Origin of the sequence: Salsipaludibacter albus, from assembly GCF_019798055.1 — a bacterium.
Lineage (GTDB): Bacteria > Actinomycetota > Nitriliruptoria > Nitriliruptorales > Nitriliruptoraceae > Salsipaludibacter > Salsipaludibacter albus.
Genome location: NZ_JAHOPH010000013.1, coordinates 25,316 through 40,515, shown reverse-complemented (window position 1 = coordinate 40,515; position 15,200 = coordinate 25,316). Strand labels below are relative to the sequence as shown.

The following is a 15,200-nucleotide window of genomic DNA, read 5'->3' as shown; positions in this document are numbered from 1 at the left end:
GCCCGGGTCGGACGGTACGACCCCATGGCAGTCACGTCAGGCTGTTTCGGGGCCAGGTCAGCTGGCGTGTGGGTCCGCGCCGGCGTCCTGCCCTCCCAGCACGTCCCGGGCCACCTGGATCGCGTCGTCGACCGGTGCGCGCTCGACGTCGTCCATGTCGGCGTCGCCCACGGTTCGTGCGATGCGCCCCAACTGCGTGGCCAGGGCCTCGTGTCGGGTCGGTCCCGTCACGCCCTCCGCGACGTCGCGGACGAGCTGCGCCAGCGCCCGGAGCACCTCGGCGTCGTGGCGGCCGTAGTGGAGCAGCTGGTTGACCGCCATGGCGAGGTGGTCGGCGAAGTTGGGACGAGGGATCATCACGGTGACGTCGTCGCGTGCACGCACGAGCGTGCCCAGGTCGTGGCCCGCCATGGTGCGCAGGATCCTGGTGAGGTGCTGGATCGCCTGGACCGCCGTGGTCGGGTCGTTCACGCCGGGAGACAGTGCTCGCGTCCCGATGTCGACCAGCTGGCGGATGCCGAACGACGGGTCGTGGCCGAGGCTCCGATCGGTCGCCAGCACGACGTGCTCGACCACCACGCGCCGGGCCTCGTCGACGTCGACGGTGCCACCGTCGGGCCGCCAGGCCCAGGCCAGGGTGGTGTCGCCGGTCACGAAGGCACCCACCACGGGACGGAGGCGGACCGACAGGCCGGCGTCGGCGGCCGCGTCCAGCATCGCGTCGGCGTCGAAGTCGTCCAGGTGGCCGGTGCGAGGAGCCGGGACCACCGTGACGTCGTCCGGGAGCTCGACCTCGTCGACGTCGTCGTCGAGCCGCGCGGGGCGGAAGGTCGCCTCGATCGCGGCCACCGTCTGGTCGCCGACCCGTGCCATGACCCGGTCGATGCGCAGTTGCTGGGTGAGGTGGTGGATGAAGTAGACCAGCGCGATGATCGAGGCCAGGGCGGCGATGATCGCCACGCTGACGCCCAGCGTCGGCACCGACAGGGCGAACCGGTCGGTCTCGCCCTGGACCGCCTGCAGGAGCACCAGCGACAGCGTGAACGTGCCGAGGAAGATCGCCAGCACGACCTTGTTGCCCCGGTCGGCCAGGAACGAGCGCATGAGGCGTGGCGTGAACTGTCCGGACGCGACCTGCAGGGCCACCACCGTCAGGGAGAACGTCAGTGACGTGACGGTCATGGTCGACCCCGCGATCACCGACAGGACGCTGCGGGCGCTGTCCGCGGACCCCACGAACAGCGGCAGCAGCCACGCCCCGGTGTCGCCCAGTGGGGCCAGCAGCAGCGCGGCTGCCAGCCCGAGCGCCACCCCGAACGCCGGGATCACCCACAGCGACGAGCGCAGTTGCTGGAGCCGATGGGTGGCCCAGAGCCGGAGGGTGTCCATGGCGTCGACGCTATCCGTCGCAGGATCTCGACGACCGCCGTCGTCCGTCGCGGTTGACGTGGGTGGCTCAGCGGGCGATGGTCGCCTGACGGTGCCGAACGGGGACGGTGCGCACGACTCGTGGTCGTCCGCGGGGGAGGGGGCGGTCGGGGAGCGCGCGTCGGCGTCGGGATCCCGACCGTCATGTCACCCGTCGGGCGGACTCGATCGTCTGTCTGGGTGGAGGCAGGGATCCGGACGGAGGGAGTGGCGATGGCCTGGTGGCAGCTGGAACTGGTCACGGCCGTGGTGCTGGTGGCGATCATCGTGGTCCTGGGGCCGCTCATCAAGCGGTTCGGTCGGGCCTATGCGGGGGACGTGTTCCGACAGAACCCGCGAACCGGCACGAGCTACCTGGTGCTGATGGACTTCGCCTACTACCTGGTGTTCGGCGCGTACGTGATGTTCGTCGTGCAGTTCACCAAGGATCCCCTGTGGAGCGCCACGGTGGGTGGGGCACAGCTCCAGGCCACGACGTTGCGGATCGGTGGACTGCTGGTCCTGATGGGGGTGCTGCACGGCTTCAACGTGCTGTCGCTGCCGGTGGTCGGGAGGCTGCTGGGCATGGGTCGCACGGCGAGCCTCGACCAGCCCCCCACGCAGGGGTCCGACTTCGACCTCCCGCACCGACCCCGTCCGGGGTCGGCCGACGCCTGATCGTCATCGGCCCCCAGGGCCCGGTGACACCGAACGGAGAAGTCCATGACGTCAACGACCCGACCGACCATCCGACTGCTCGGCGCGGCACTGCTGCTGCTCGCCCTGCTCGTCCCCACGACCGCCGTGTCCGCCGACCAGGCCGCGACCGTCACCCGCGGCACCTTCACCACGCTCGCCGGCGGCGGCGACCTGGGCTACGACATCGTCGGCCATGCCACGATGGTGCGCAGCCCGGCGACCGCAACGACCCGTGTCCGGGTGCACGTGTCCGGCCTCGAGCCGGACGCGACGTACGGCGTCCACGTCCACGCCGCGGGGTGTGACAGCACCCCGCCCGGCGGGGGCCACTACCAGCACGAGGTGGGTGGCGCGGTCGACGCGATCAACGAGATCTGGCCCACGATCACGACCAACGCGGCCGGGGTGGGCATGGGCCAGGCGGTCCATGACCACGTCGCACGAGCCGACGCACGGGCGGTGGTCATCCATTGGCCCGACAACCCGGCCGTTCGGCTGGCGTGCCTCGACCTGTCCTGACTGGGCCGGCGTGCGGGGCGGGGGCGCCGGGGTGGCGGAGGCCGGATCGTCGGCCTCCGCGACCCACGCGTCCGTCCCCCGGGTCGAGGAGTTGTTCCGGAGCGAGGGAACCTCCCTGGTCCGGCTGGCCCGGTTGTTCACCGAGGACCGCAACGCCGCCGAGGACCTCGTCCAGGAGGCATTCATCCGCTTCCACCGGACCCGGCGACGGATCCGTGATCCGGACGCGGCGGCGGCCTACCTCCGATCGATCCTGCTGAACCTGTGTCGGGACCACAATCGCCGGGGCCTGATGTCGCGTCGCCACCACGCCACCCAGCCACCCGACCCGGCCCCCGAGGCACTCGACACCGGCGTGGTGGAGCGCCTGGCCAGCCAGCGGGAGTCGTCGCTGGTGGTCATGGCCCTGCAGGCCCTGCCCCGACGCCAGCGGGACTGCCTGGTGCTGCGCTACCACCTGGGTCTGTCCGAGCGGGAGATCGCCGCCACGCTCGGGATCTCGCCCAACACCGTCAAGACCCACGTCCGCCGTGCGATGGCCACGCTCGAACAACGACTGGAAGGCACCCGCGATGGAGCCTGACGAGCGGCCGTTGCGGGTCGACGACCGGGTGCGTGGCGTCATGGCGGACCTGGACACCCGGCCGTCGGACGACCTGCTCGACCGGGTGCGCGCCGCCATCTCCGCCGACGTCGTTCGCCGACGCCGCCGTCGGCGGATCCTCGCGATCGTGGTCGTCGCGGCCGTGGCGATCGGCCTGGTCGCGCTCCAACGGGGACCGCTCGGGTGGTTCCTGGACTGGCGCCTGCTCGAGGTCGTCGAGACGCTCGTCATGCTCGGGCTGGTCGTGGGGATCCGGCCACTGTTGGACCGTGTCGGCAGCGACTTCCTCGCGGCCTGCCTGGGAGGCTCGGTCGAGGCAGCGTCCCGGCTCGCGCCGCTGCTCGACCTGGCATGGAACCTCGTCTTCGTGGGGATCACCCTGATGAGCACGTCCTTCGCGCCGACCGTGCCGGTGACGGCGACGTGGGCGGCACAGCTGGACCAGGGCCTGGAACGGGTCGGCGGGCTCCTGCTCGCCATGGGGGTCCTCCACGGCGTGACCTTCCTGGGCCTGCCACTGGCGGGAGTCGCGTACCGGGCGGCGACGACGGGTCGTCCGATGCCACGATGGACCATGATCCTGATGGCCGTGGTCGGGGTGTTCGGGGCCCTCGTGGTCCTCAACCTGGTGCTGGGCATCGGGGGTGCCGTGAACGCCGGGTGAGCGTCGCCCGGCCGCGCAGTGGTGCCGTCAGTCCGGCGCGAGGGTGTCGAGGATCGTCGGGTAGTCGTCGAGGAAGCCGAAGATCGCCGTGTCGTCACGGACCTCCAGGGTCGCGCCCGGGATGGTCTCGGCCAGCCACTGGGCGTGGTGGGGCGGATGCACCGTGTCCACGCCACCCGCCCAGACATGCGTCGGCACCGCGATGTCGGCCGGGTCGAAGCCCCACGGCCGCGTCATCAGGCCGAACTCCCGGGCGGCGGCCGTCGGCGACTGGGAGATGTCGGGGAAGCTCGTGCGCAGGATCGGCCAGGCGTCGGGGCGGCGGATGACCTCCTGGTCCGGGCCCGGGCGCATCCGGGTGAACTGCTCGGCGGCCCGGTCGAGGTCGCGGCGGGTCTGCCACCGGATCATGCGGAGCATGCCCGAGAGCGCGAACGGGGCATGGCGACCGAGCAGGAAGGCGAGGGCCGATGCCCGGTCCATGCCCGCACGACCACCGACCTCCTCGAGGGGGGCGATCGGGCCGAGCAGGCCGAGCGCGGCGACCCGGTCCGGGTGGCGGGCGGCCACGGCGCATCCGAAGGCCGTGCCACCCGACAGGGCGAACACGCCGGCACGGTCCAGCCCCAGGTGGTCGAGCAGCGCGGTCACGTCGTCGGCCACGCTGGCGAACGTCGCGTCCGGCATGTCCGTGGAGCCAAAGAATCCGGGTCGGTCGGGCGTGAGGACACGAATGCCGTGATCGGCCGCCCAGGCGTGGGCCAGGCGACCCTGCAGGCGCGACCCGGCACCGTCGGTCACCACGATCGGCCGACCGTCCGGGTCACCGAACTGGGCCCAGGTCAGCGACCGCCCGTCCGGCTGTCGCATCGACCGCTCGTCGTCCTCCGCAACCCGTCGTCGCCCACCCATCGTCATTCCTCCCCCGGCCCCCCGTCGGCCGATCTCTCAGGTCCCTCGTGGCTCCAGGGCGATCGTCCGCCAGGCCAGGCCGGCGTCGTCGTCAACCACGACGAACCCGGCCGCGGCGGCATGGGCCAGCACGTCGTCCACCGGATGGACGAAGGCCCGGAACGCCCGTCCACTGCGTGCCATGAACCGGTTGCCGATCCCGATGAAGGCCCGGGTCCGGCGACGGTCCACCGGGAGGGTCACGACCAGGCGACGCCGGGTCAGCGCCAGGAGCGCGTCCACCATGCGTTGCCAGTGCGGGTAGCAGCACAGCACCCGGTGGGCGACGACCAGGTCGGCGACCGGCAGGTCCTCGACGTCGTCGACGACGTCGCCCACGCGGCGCTCGACCCGGTCGGCCAGCCCACGCTCGACGAGCAGTTCGACGGCGCGATCCTCCCACCCGGTCGACAGGTCCACGCTCGTGGCCGTCGCCACGCGGTCCTGTTCGAGCAGCGCCACCTGGATCTCGCCCAGCCCGCCTCCGACCTCCAGCAGGGTCGCGTCGCCGTCACCGGCGTTCGCGGCGAACTCGGCAGCCCGACGCGCCGAGCCGTGCAGCCCGACGTGGCGGAACAGCCAGGCACGCCTGGTCGCCTCGCCGCCACCGAACAGCGACGAGTACTCGTCCGCGTGGCAGCAGCTCGCCACGAACCACCTCCTCGGCTTGCGTCCACCACCCTAGGTCGAACCCGGGGCAGGCGGTACCGATGTCGGCTTCTGCCGAACCACGGAGTCACTCCGCGCCGATCCCCGTCTCGGGCAGCCGCAGCGACACCACGACCCCGGACGCCCCCAGCAGGGCCAGCGCCAGCAGCGCCAGCTCCGTGCCGAGCATGGCCAGCAGCGCCGTGACCCCGCCGACGGCCAGCAGGAGCAGGCCCATGACCGTGTTGGAGACCGCCACGTAGCTGGTGCGGGCACCGCGGTCGCCCAGCTCGACGACGTAGGTGGACCGGCCGACCCGGGCGCCCGTGTGCACCAGCGAGAGCAGGAAGTACAGCGTGACCCACGGCCACAGGCTCGTGGCGCCGATCCGGTCCACGACCAGGACCACCACCACGACGACCGAGGCGGTACCGGCAGCGATCGCCATCACCGTCCGGCTGGAGGTGTCGGCGAACCGCCCCCAGGCCCGCCCACCGAGGAGGGACGCCAGCCCTGCCGCGATCACGAACGGTCCGAGGCCGGCGATGTCGTTGCCGGTGGCGTCGACGGCGAGCGCGACGACGAACGGCGGTGTCAGGGCCGAGGCCAGCAGCAGCGTGCGTGCGATCACGAAGTGGCGGAAGTCGGCGTCGTCGCGGAGCAGCCCGACCGCGTCGCCCAGGGACTCGATGTTGGCCTCGCGATCCGCGGCCGCCGGCTCGTCGATGCCGACCAGCACGGCGATCGCCAGCACCCACAGGACCGCGCCCCCGACGAGCAGCCAGGCGAACGTGGTGGCAGCAGCCCCCTCGACGTTGCGCAGGCCGAACCCCAGGGTCAGCGCCGCCAGGCCGGACGCCGAGTCGGCCCACCCGCTGACCCGGCCACGTCGGCCCGGCGGGATGGTCCGCCCCATCACGTCCTTGATGCTGAGCGAGCACAGCGACCGGGCCAGGGCGAACACCGCGAGCAGGACCAGGATCGCCACGCCCGCGGCCGTCCCGGTCAGCGTGGCGGCGACGGCACCCATCCCGGCCGCGGCGAGGGCCTGGCCGATGGCACCCAGCACCCACACCCGGGTGCGTCGTTCGTGGGCGGCGACCCACGGCGAGATCGACGCCTGGGGGAGGAGCGCCCCGGACTCGCGGATCGGCACGAGCAGGCCGGTCAGCGCCACGGGCGCGCCGACCGTCTCCAGGAACCATGCCAGGACCGTCTTGGGGTCCACGATCCGGTCACCGAACTTGGTGAGCGTCAGCGCGCCGACCAGTCGTCGGGACGCCGACCGGGTCCGGGGGTCGTCACGCTCGGTCGAGGTGGTGTCGGTCATCGGGACTCCCGGTGGATCGGGCGCCGGTGCCGGCGGTTCGGACGCGCTGGTCGTGTCGGTCGGGCATGCTGGCCGCATGCCCACCGCGCTGGTCCGCCGCCCGGGTCCTCGGCTCGCCGAGGGCCTGGTCACCCATGTCGACCGGGTGCCGGTGGACCTCGACCTCGCACGGCGGCAGTGGGAAGGTTACGTGGCCGCCCTCGACGCCAGCGGCTGGACGACGGTCGAGGTCGAGCCCGCCGACGACTGCCCGGACGCGGTGTTCGTGGAGGACTCGGCGATCGTGCACGGTGACCTGGCCGTGGTGACCCGCCCCGGAGCACCCCAGCGACGTCCCGAGACGGCCGGGACCGCGGCGGCGCTGGAGGCCGCCGGCCTGCGAACGGTCCGGCTGGCCGCCCCGGCGACGCTTGACGGTGGCGACGTCATGCAGGTGGGGCGGACCGTCTACGTCGGCGAGGGCGGCCGCACCAACGCTGCCGGCATCACCCAGCTGGCCGGCCACCTCGAACCGCTCGGGGCCAGCGTGGTCGCCGTGCCGGTCACGCGGGTCCTGCACCTGAAGTCGGCGGTGACCGCGCTGCCCGACGGCACCGTGATCGGCCACGCGCCGCTGGTGGACACCCCGGAGCTGTTCCCGTCCTTCCTCCCGGTCCCTGAGGAACCGGGCGCCCACGTCGTGGTGCTGGACCCCGGCACCGTGCTGATGGCCACGGGCGCCCCACGGACCATGGCCCTGTTGGCCGACCGGGGACTGGACGTCGTGACGGTCGACGTCGGGGAGTTCACCAAGCTCGAGGGGTGCGTGACCTGCCTGTCGATCCGCCTGCGCGACTGACCCGCGACCGGACGGCCCCGCCGCCGGGCGGGCAGACGCGACTGGTCGTGCTTCCTAGGCTGGATCGTGCGACCGCTGTCGCCTCCGCGACGATCATCGAACCATTCGTCGCTGTGCCCACCGCCGGAAGGCCAGCGCCATGGACGAGCTCGACCGGGATCCCCCGGCACCACCGGTCGGCGCCGATGCCGTCGCGGAACTGGTCACGATCGAGCAGTTCCTGCAGGACCGCCGTCCCGAGGGGGCCAGCGGTGACCTGACCGCGTTGCTCTACGACCTCGCGCTGGCGGGCAAGCTGATCTCCAACCGCACCCGGCGGGCGGGGCTGACCGAACTGATGGGGGCCTCGGGGGTGATCAACCCCCAGGGCGAGGAGCAGAAGGCCCTGGACCTGTACGCCGACGACGTCGTGACGTCGCTGCTGCGCCGGGGAGGACGGGTCTGCGCGATCGTGTCCGAGGAGCGACCCGAGCCGACCATCGTCGACGGCACCGGGACCTACGTGGTGGTGCACGACCCGTTGGACGGCTCGTCCAACATCGACTCCAACGTCAGCATCGGCACGATCTTCGGGATCTACCCCCGGCTCAGCGACCCGGACGGCCCACCCGACGACGGTGACTGGCTGCGTCCCGGGCGTGACCTGGTCGCGGCGGGCTACGTCCTCTACGGCACGTCGACCGTCCTGGTGCTCAGCACCGGCGACGGCGTCCACGCCTTCACGCTGGACCCCGAGGTGGGCGAGTTCGTGCTGACCTGGGCCGACATGCACCATCCCGACACGCCGGCGTACTACAGCTTCAACCACGCCTCGTCGCCCCTGTGGGACCAGGGCATCGGGGACTTCGTGGCCTGGCTCGAACGGCCGGACACGCCCCAGCTGTCCCAGCGCTACATCGGCTCGGCCGTGGCCGACTTCCACCGCAACCTCCTGCACGGCGGCATCTACGGCTACCCGGCCGAGACCGGACTGCCGGACGGCAAGCTGCGGATGGTCTACGAGGGTGCGCCCCTGGCCTTCCTCGCCGAGCAGGCCGGCGGCCTGGGGTCCGACGGCCACCAGCCGTTGCTGGACGTGGTCCCGACCACCATCCACCAGCGCACACCGGTGTTCCTCGGCCACCGTGGGCTGGTGGAACGCCTGCAGGACATGGTCGACGCGGCCCCCGGGCCGTGACGTCACGACGTCGGTGCGTCCTTGACAGCCGCCCCCTTCGCCAGCAGCCTCCGCACCATGGATGACGACTCCCCACACGACCGCCTGGTCGCAGCGCTGGAGGCGATCCAGGCTGTCGCCGAGGACAACACGCAGCGCAACGACGCCATCCAGCGTCGTGCCCAGCGCCTGCTCGACCAGCTCGACGCGGACGTCTCCGTGGCCGAGTTGATGCGTCGCGAGCCCGGACCCCGCATCGTCGAGCTGGTCAGCGCCAACCTCGCCAGCCTGCAGGATTCGGGGGCCCATCTCCGCGGGGTGCAGGCGGAGGCCCTGCGTGAGGAGGGACTCACGATGGCCGAGATCGCCGACCTGTTCGGCGTGACGCGCCAGCGCGTGTCGAGCCTCCTGGCAGCCGCCCGCCGCCGCGGCGATGACGTCGACAGCGCCCATTGACAACTCTTGCTCCACCGAGCAGGCTTCGGCGAGCAAACGACCGCGACGCAGGTGGCACGTCCGTGGATCCCATGGGCATGGACGATCGGGGCCCGGGGGCGCACGACGGGCGTCGGGTCCTGGCCTTCGTGGCCGCCCATCCCGACGACGACGTCATGGGTGTCGTCGGCATCGTGGCCGGCCTGCGGGACGATCCCGGGCTGCGGTTCGTGCTGGTGCACGCCACCGACGGCGAGGCCGGCGAGATCGCACCGGGCAGTGGGGCCACGCGGGCCACGCTGGGTGCGGTGCGACGCGAGGAGGATCGCGCGGGCTGGCGCGTGGTCGGTCGCGAGCCGGATCGCCACGAGTGGTTCGGACTTCCCGACGGCGGACTCGCCGACCTGCCGGACGGGCTGCTCGCGGACCGCATCGCGACGGTGTTCGCCACCGAGCGCCCCGACGTCGTCGTGTCGGCGGGACCCGACGGGATCAGCGGCCATCCCGACCACGTGGCGGTCGGGCGCGCCACCACGGACGCCTTCCTGCGTTTCGCCGGCGACGACGGGCCGGGGTTCCGCCGGCTGCTCCACGCCGCCGTGCCGCAGTCGGCGCTGGACCGCCACAACGCGTGGCTCGAGGCGGCGGGTCGTCGGCCCCACGACCCGACGCGGGTGTACGACCTGCGGGGCGTGCCCGACGAGACGATCGCCTGCTCCGTCGACCAACTCGAGCACGTCGAGGTCGTCGAGGCCGCCTTCCGGGAGCACCGCACCCAGTGGGCACCGCCATGGAGCGAACAGACTCCCGAGGGCTGGCGCTGGGCCGCGGGCGCCAGCCACTTCGTCATGGCCTGGCCGGACTGGGTGCCCGGCACGCCCCGGCTGCAGGACGTGTTCGCGGACCTGGGACCCGGTTCGTAGATCCCGTCACCGTCGTGCGGGGCGTCATCCGTCCCCGTCCAGCGGGGCGTCCCGTGCGGTCGCGGGGACCAGGTGGGCGTCCGCGAGGTCGTCGTTGTCCACCACGACGGTGGCCCGGCGTCGCGGGTCGCACCCGGCCAGGTAGAGCCGCTGGCCCTCGACGTAGCGTCGGTTCGACGGGCTGTCGCGGGACGGGTCACCTCCGTCCCGGCCGGCCATCCGGGCCACCGACACCGCGAAGTCGACGTCGAGGAACACCGTGAAGTCCCAGCTGTCACGGAGCTCGGGGCGGTGCAGGAAGATCCCGTCGACGACCACCACCCGGACTCCGGAGAGGTCCTCGACCACGTGGGGGACCGGTCGCTCGGCGTCGACGTCGTGGATCGCACGAACGACCTGCCGGTCGCCACCGGGTGCCAGGGGGTCGAGCAGGAGCCCCCGCAGCGCGTCGAGGTCGTAGGAGTCGTGGTAGAAGCCCTCGGGCGAGGTCCGGCCACGCCGGTACCGCGCGGCCGCGGGACGGTGGAAGCCGTCGATGCTGGCGCGGGCGACCGCGAGGTCGCGCTGGGCCAGCACTGCGGCGAGCTCGTCGGCGAAGTGGGTCTTGCCGGACCCGTCGACGCCGTCCACCCCGACGCGGAGCGGACCGTCGCCTCCGGCCGCGGCGACCACCGCGTCCGCGATCGTCGCCAGGGTGGCGGCTCGTCGTCCGCTCACGCCTCGACCAGGTCCTGCCACTCGGTCATCGGGGGGCAGGCACAGATCGGGTTGCGGTCACCGGCGGCGTTGTCGATCCGACCGATCGGCGGCCAGTACTTGTCGGCCATCGATTCCGGGCCGAGCGGGAACGCTGCCCTCGAGCGTGGGTAGGCCCGGTCCCACGTGTCGGCCGTCACGACCGCCGCCGTGTGGGGGGCGTGCCGCAGGGGCGAGTCCTCGACGCTGGTCCCGCCGTCCTCGACCTCGCCGATCTCGACGCGGATCGCCGTCATCGCGTCCACGAACCGGTCCATCTCGCGCAGCGACTCGGACTCGGTCGGCTCGACCATGAGGGTCCCGGGGACGGGGAAGGACATGGTCGGCGCATGGAAGCCGTGGTCGATCAGGCGCTTCGCGACGTCCTCGTTGGTGACCCCGGTCCGGTCCGTGATGGCGCGGAGGTCGACGATGCACTCGTGGGCGACCAGGCCGTTGCGTCCCCGGTACAGCACCGGGAAGGACTCCTCGAGCCGGTGTGCGAGGTCGTTGGCGGCCAGGACCGCCACCGCGGTCGCGGCCTCCAGCCCGTCGCCCCCCATCATCGCGAGGTAGGCCCACGAGATGGTGAGGATGCCGGCCGAGCCCCACGGGGCTGCCGCAATGGTCGTGGCGTCGGGGGTGCCGCCGGTCTCGGGGACCACCACCGGGTGGGTCGGCAGGAACTCGACGAGGTGCTCGGCGACCCCGATCGGGCCGACGCCGGGACCACCGCCGCCGTGCGGGATCGCGAAGGTCTTGTGGAGGTTCAGGTGGGCCACGTCGGCGCCCAGGTCGCCCGGTCGCACCCACCCCACCAGCGCGTTGAGGTTGGCGCCGTCGAAGTAGACCTGGCCGCCGGCCTCGTGCACCGCCTCGATCATCGTGGTGATCGCGGTCTCGAACACGCCGTGGGTGGACGGATAGGTCACCATCAGCCCGGCCAGGTCGTCGGCGTGGCGCTCGCACCGTGCCCGCAGGTCGTCCAGGTCGACGTTGCCGTCGTCGTCGCAGGCGACGACCTCGACGTCCAGGCCCGCCATCGCGGCCGAGGCGGCATTGGTGCCGTGGGCGGACGCCGGGATCAGCACGACCGTGCGCTGCGGGTCGCCGTTGGCCTCGTGGTACCGCCGGATCGCCAGCAGGCCGGCGAACTCGCCCTGCGAGCCGGCGTTGGGCTGGAGCGAGACCTGCGCGAAGCCGGTCAGCTCGGCCAGCCAGGTCCGCAGGTCGTCGATCACCTCGTGCAGGCCCGCGGCGCGTTCCGGTGGCACGAACGGGTGCAGGTCGGCGAACTCCGGCCACGAGATCGGCTCGAGCTCCGCCGCGGCGTTGAGCTTCATGGTGCACGATCCCAGCGGGATCATCGAGCGGTCCAGCGCGAGGTCGCGGTCGGACCAGCGGCGCAGCAGCCGCATCAGCTCGGTCTCGGCGTGGGCGTCGTGGAAGACCCGGTGGTCGAGCACGTCACGGTCGGGCTGGTCGCCCAGCGGCGACGCCGGCGGCTCCACCTCGTCGGTGGGTCGGCGGCCCATCCCGGTCGCGACGGCCGTCACGACCCGGGCCACCAGCGCGGCGTCGGCACCCTCGCCGAACGCGATCCCGACGTGGCCCGCGTCGACCTCGCGCAGCTCCAGGTCGTCCGCACGGGCGGCGGCGTGGACCGCCGCGGCGTCGTCCACGGCCACGGTCACGGTGTCGAACCACCGTGTCGTGACGACGTCGAGGTCCATGGCGCGCAGGTGCCCGACCAGCAGGCTGGTCGCGTCGTGGACCTCGCGGGCGATCCGTCGCAGGCCCGACGGCCCGTGGAAGATCGCGTAGGCCACCGACGCGATCGCCGGCAGCGACTGGGCCGTGCAGATGTTGGAGGTCGCCCGCTCCCGACGGATGTGCTGCTCGCGGGTCTGCAGGGCCAGGCGCAGCCCGGCGTTGCCGTCGGCGTCCACCGAGACCCCGACCAGGCGGCCGGGCAGCATCCGTCGATGGCGCTCGGTGACGGCGATGAAGCCGGCGTGCGGTCCGCCGTACCACAGCGGGACGCCGAACCGCTGGGTCGACCCGACCGCGACCTGGAAGCCCAGGTCGCCCGGCGCGGCCAGCAGCAGGAGCGCGAGCGGGTCGCACGCCGCGATCGCGACGGCACCGGCGTCGTCCGCGGCGTCGGTCCATGCGGTCACGTCTCGGACCTGTCCGGACGACCCGGGGTACTGCACGACCAGTCCGAAGGTGTCTGCCAGCTGCTCGGCCGGGTCGTCGTGGTCGAGGTCGACCGTGCGTACGTCCAGCCCGAGGGCCTCCGCCCGCGTGGTGACCACGGCCAGGGTCTGGGGGTGGACGTCGGCGTCGACCGCGACCGTGTCGTGGCGACCCCGGGTCGCCCGGTGTGCCAGCGCCACCGCCTCGGCCGCCGCCGTGGCCTCGTCCAGCAGGGACGCGTTGGCCAGGTCGAGCCCGGTCAGGTCGCACACCATCGTCTGGAAGTGCAGCAGCGCCTCCAGCCGCCCCTGCGAGATCTCGGCCTGGTACGGCGTGTAGGCGGTGTACCAGGCGGGGTTCTCCAGCACGTTGCGGCGGATCACGGCCGGCGTGACGGTCGGGTGGTAGCCCATGCCGATCAGTGGCGTGCCGGGGGTCGTCCGCGACGCCTGCTCACGCAGCGCGGCCAGCACCGCTGCCTCGGAGCGCGCCGGCGGCAGGTCGGCCCGGCCACGGTGGTCGATGCCCTCGGGCAGCGCCGCGGCCATGAGGGCGTCGAGCGAGTCGTGGCCCAGCCGGGCCAGCATGGTGGCGACCTGGGCGTCGTCGGGCCCGACGTGCCGGCGGGGGAACCCGTCGGGCAGCGTCGTGGCGGTCACGGGCGCGGACAGTGTCGTGGTCATCGCGGTCTCCGGGTGGTCCGGACGGGGAGGGAACGGCAGGCGGTGTGGAGTTGGCGGGTGGCGGGGAACCTCGGGCAGTGGTCGGTGGCCGAGGCCCGTCGTGGCCGCGTCACCGGCGGTACTGGTGGGGGACGTGGGGCAGCCGGACGATCGTGACCTCGACGTCGTTGCCGCGGACGTCGGCGACCAGGTCGTCGCCGGTCGCCACGTCGGGGGTCACGTAGCCCATGGCCACGGGACCGTCGACGGTCGGGCCCCAGCCGCCCGAGGTGACCGCGCCGACGTCGCGGCGCCGGTCTTCCTCGACCAGTGCGAGGTGGGCCCCGGGTCGCACCGGCCGGCGTCCGGTCACCGCCAGGCCGACCAGGCGGCGTGGTGGCCCGTCGGCCAGCTGGCGGGCGAGCACCTCGCCGCCGGGGCAGCTCGGGGCAGCCCGCTGGTCCTTGGGGATCGTCCAGGTCAGCCCGGCCTCGACCGGGGTGGTCTCGGTGTCGAGGTCCTGGCCGTACAGGCACAGCCCGGCCTCCAGGCGCAGCGAGTCGCGCGCGGCCAGCCCGACCCAGCGGACCCGCTCGTCCGCCAGCAGGGCGTCCGCCAGCCGGCGACGGGTCGCGGCGTCGGCGATCACCTCGAAGCCGTCCTCGCCGGTGTAGCCCCCGCGCGACAGCCAGCAGTCGAGGTCGTCGGCGCCCCCCGCCAGGCCCGTCGGGCGTCCGTCCAGGAAGGACAGGTCCGCGGTGTCCTCGCCCAGGTCTGCCAGCACCGCGGCGGCGTCGGGGCCCTGCAGGGCCAGCACGCCCAGCTCGTCGCGCGGCGTGACCGTGACGTCGGAGTCGAGGTGGCCGACGAGGTGGTCGAGGTCGACCTCGGCGCGTGCGGCGTTGGCGACGACCCGGACACGGTCGTCGGCCAGGCGGGTGGCGATCAGGTCGTCGACGACGCCGCCGGCCTCGGTGGTCAGCACGAGGTAGCGCGACCGTCCGGGTGCCAGGTCGGTCAGCGTCGAGGGGGTCAGGGCCTCGAGCGCGGCGGCGGCGTCGGGTCCGACCAGGTCGATGACCAGCATGTGGCCGACGTCGAACAGGCCCGCCGCATCGCGGCAGTGCAGGTGCTCGGCCATGGGGGAGTCGTACGACAGTGGCATCGACCACCCCGCGAAGTCGACCATCCGGGCGTCGGCGGCGACGTGGTGGTCGTGCAGGGGGGTGCGGCGGAGCGGCGTGCCGCTCGTGCCGCCGGACGAGACGTCGGGGGTGCCCACGTCGGGCCTCCTGGTGGGGCGATGGCGGGTGGTCGGGTCGGACCCGGAGCGGGTGGCTGCCCGGGCGACCGGGACGTGCTCGGAGTCGCCCTCCCGCTCTGTCATCGCCGGCCGGGGGCCGGGGCCTGAGAGGTTCGTCCCGGCCGCG

15 protein-coding genes are annotated in these 15,200 nt (G+C 73.2%); 8 read left to right on the top strand and 7 right to left on the bottom strand.

The annotated features are described in order from the left end of the window. Positions 1-57: 57 nt before the first annotated feature. Positions 58-1,389 (bottom strand): DUF2254 domain-containing protein, encoded by a 1,332-nt coding sequence (locus KR546_RS09825; protein ID WP_238444531.1) that lies wholly within the window; start codon positions 1,387-1,389, stop codon positions 58-60. Between the two features lie 252 nt (positions 1,390-1,641). On the opposite strand from KR546_RS09825, the gene KR546_RS09820 reads away from it, so the two are divergent. From KR546_RS09820 to KR546_RS09805, 4 genes are read left to right on the top strand one after another with little or no spacing between them, the layout of a single operon-like run. Further along, positions 1,642-2,085 (top strand): hypothetical protein, encoded by a 444-nt coding sequence (locus KR546_RS09820; RefSeq protein WP_238444530.1) that lies wholly within the window; start codon positions 1,642-1,644, stop codon positions 2,083-2,085. A gap of 45 nt (positions 2,086-2,130) precedes the next feature. Next, positions 2,131-2,625, top strand: a complete 495-nt coding sequence (locus KR546_RS09815; protein WP_238444529.1) for a superoxide dismutase family protein — start codon at positions 2,131-2,133, stop codon at positions 2,623-2,625. Positions 2,626-2,656: 31 nt separating this feature from the next. Further along, complete coding sequence (locus KR546_RS09810) at positions 2,657-3,208, top strand: RNA polymerase sigma factor (RefSeq protein ID WP_238444528.1); 552 nt, start codon at positions 2,657-2,659, stop codon at positions 3,206-3,208. Beyond that, complete coding sequence (locus KR546_RS09805; RefSeq protein ID WP_238444527.1) at positions 3,198-3,893, top strand: hypothetical protein; 696 nt, start codon at positions 3,198-3,200, stop codon at positions 3,891-3,893. The genes KR546_RS09810 and KR546_RS09805 overlap by 11 nt, the downstream gene beginning before the upstream one ends. Positions 3,894-3,920: 27 nt before the next feature. Here the strand turns inward: KR546_RS09805 and KR546_RS09800 are convergent, their stop codons facing one another. The 3 genes from KR546_RS09800 to KR546_RS09790 form a co-directional block, all read right to left on the bottom strand. Then, positions 3,921-4,763 carry an alpha/beta fold hydrolase gene (locus KR546_RS09800; RefSeq protein ID WP_238444526.1) on the bottom strand — a complete coding sequence of 281 codons (843 nt, stop codon included), beginning with the start codon at positions 4,761-4,763 and terminating at the stop codon, positions 3,921-3,923. A gap of 78 nt (positions 4,764-4,841) precedes the next feature. Continuing rightward, positions 4,842-5,495 (bottom strand): class I SAM-dependent methyltransferase, encoded by a 654-nt coding sequence (locus tag KR546_RS09795; protein ID WP_238444525.1) that lies wholly within the window; start codon positions 5,493-5,495, stop codon positions 4,842-4,844. A gap of 85 nt (positions 5,496-5,580) precedes the next feature. Further along, entirely contained in the window at positions 5,581-6,822 is a 1,242-nt protein-coding gene (locus KR546_RS09790) for an MFS transporter (protein ID WP_238444524.1), read from the bottom strand. 76 nt (positions 6,823-6,898) lie between these two features. Between KR546_RS09790 and ddaH the strand changes: the two genes are divergently transcribed. The 4 genes from ddaH (at position 6,899) to KR546_RS09770 (ending at position 10,174) form a co-directional block, all read left to right on the top strand. After that, a complete protein-coding gene (gene ddaH / locus KR546_RS09785) occupies positions 6,899-7,660 on the top strand; it encodes a dimethylargininase (RefSeq protein ID WP_238444523.1) in 762 nt (253 codons plus the stop codon). Positions 7,661-7,799: 139 nt separating this feature from the next. Next, positions 7,800-8,837 (top strand): class 1 fructose-bisphosphatase, encoded by a 1,038-nt coding sequence (gene fbp, locus KR546_RS09780; RefSeq protein ID WP_238444522.1) that lies wholly within the window; start codon positions 7,800-7,802, stop codon positions 8,835-8,837. 57 nt (positions 8,838-8,894) lie between these two features. After that, positions 8,895-9,272, top strand: coding sequence for a sigma factor-like helix-turn-helix DNA-binding protein (locus tag KR546_RS09775; protein WP_238444521.1), 378 nt, complete (start codon positions 8,895-8,897; stop codon positions 9,270-9,272). Between the two features lie 77 nt (positions 9,273-9,349). Next, positions 9,350-10,174, top strand: a complete 825-nt coding sequence (locus KR546_RS09770; protein WP_238444520.1) for a PIG-L deacetylase family protein — start codon at positions 9,350-9,352, stop codon at positions 10,172-10,174. 24 nt (positions 10,175-10,198) lie between these two features. Here KR546_RS09770 and KR546_RS09765 read toward each other — a convergent pair whose 3' ends face one another. The 3 genes from KR546_RS09765 to gcvT all read right to left on the bottom strand — a co-directional run bounded on the left by KR546_RS09765 (position 10,199) and on the right by gcvT (position 15,052). Then, positions 10,199-10,891 (bottom strand): nucleoside/nucleotide kinase family protein, encoded by a 693-nt coding sequence (locus KR546_RS09765; protein ID WP_238444519.1) that lies wholly within the window; start codon positions 10,889-10,891, stop codon positions 10,199-10,201. Further along, a complete protein-coding gene (gene gcvP, locus KR546_RS09760; protein ID WP_238444518.1) occupies positions 10,888-13,791 on the bottom strand; it encodes an aminomethyl-transferring glycine dehydrogenase in 2,904 nt (967 codons plus the stop codon). Before gcvP ends, KR546_RS09765 begins: the two co-directional genes overlap by 4 nt. Before the next feature lie 109 nt (positions 13,792-13,900). Beyond that, entirely contained in the window at positions 13,901-15,052 is a 1,152-nt protein-coding gene (gcvT, locus tag KR546_RS09755; RefSeq protein WP_238444517.1) for a glycine cleavage system aminomethyltransferase GcvT, read from the bottom strand. Positions 15,053-15,200: the final 148 nt, after the last annotated feature.

Bases quoted from the DNA above. Each gene is read 5' to 3' on its own strand.
- KR546_RS09825 (WP_238444531.1), bottom strand. From the start codon at position 1,389: ATGGACACCCTCCGGCTCTGGGCCACCCATCGGCTCCAGCAACTGCGC.
- KR546_RS09820 (WP_238444530.1), top strand. From the start codon at position 1,642: ATGGCCTGGTGGCAGCTGGAACTGGTCACGGCCGTGGTGCTGGTGGCG.
- KR546_RS09815 (WP_238444529.1), top strand. From the start codon at position 2,131: ATGACGTCAACGACCCGACCGACCATCCGACTGCTCGGCGCGGCACTG.
- KR546_RS09805 (WP_238444527.1), top strand. From the start codon at position 3,198: ATGGAGCCTGACGAGCGGCCGTTGCGGGTCGACGACCGGGTGCGTGGC.
- KR546_RS09800 (WP_238444526.1), bottom strand. From the start codon at position 4,763: ATGCGACAGCCGGACGGGCGGTCGCTGACCTGGGCCCAGTTCGGTGAC.
- KR546_RS09790 (WP_238444524.1), bottom strand. From the start codon at position 6,822: ATGACCGACACCACCTCGACCGAGCGTGACGACCCCCGGACCCGGTCG.
- ddaH (WP_238444523.1), top strand. From the start codon at position 6,899: ATGCCCACCGCGCTGGTCCGCCGCCCGGGTCCTCGGCTCGCCGAGGGC.
- fbp (WP_238444522.1), top strand. From the start codon at position 7,800: ATGGACGAGCTCGACCGGGATCCCCCGGCACCACCGGTCGGCGCCGAT.
- KR546_RS09775 (WP_238444521.1), top strand. From the start codon at position 8,895: ATGGATGACGACTCCCCACACGACCGCCTGGTCGCAGCGCTGGAGGCG.
- KR546_RS09770 (WP_238444520.1), top strand. From the start codon at position 9,350: ATGGACGATCGGGGCCCGGGGGCGCACGACGGGCGTCGGGTCCTGGCC.
- gcvP (WP_238444518.1), bottom strand. From the start codon at position 13,791: ATGACCACGACACTGTCCGCGCCCGTGACCGCCACGACGCTGCCCGAC.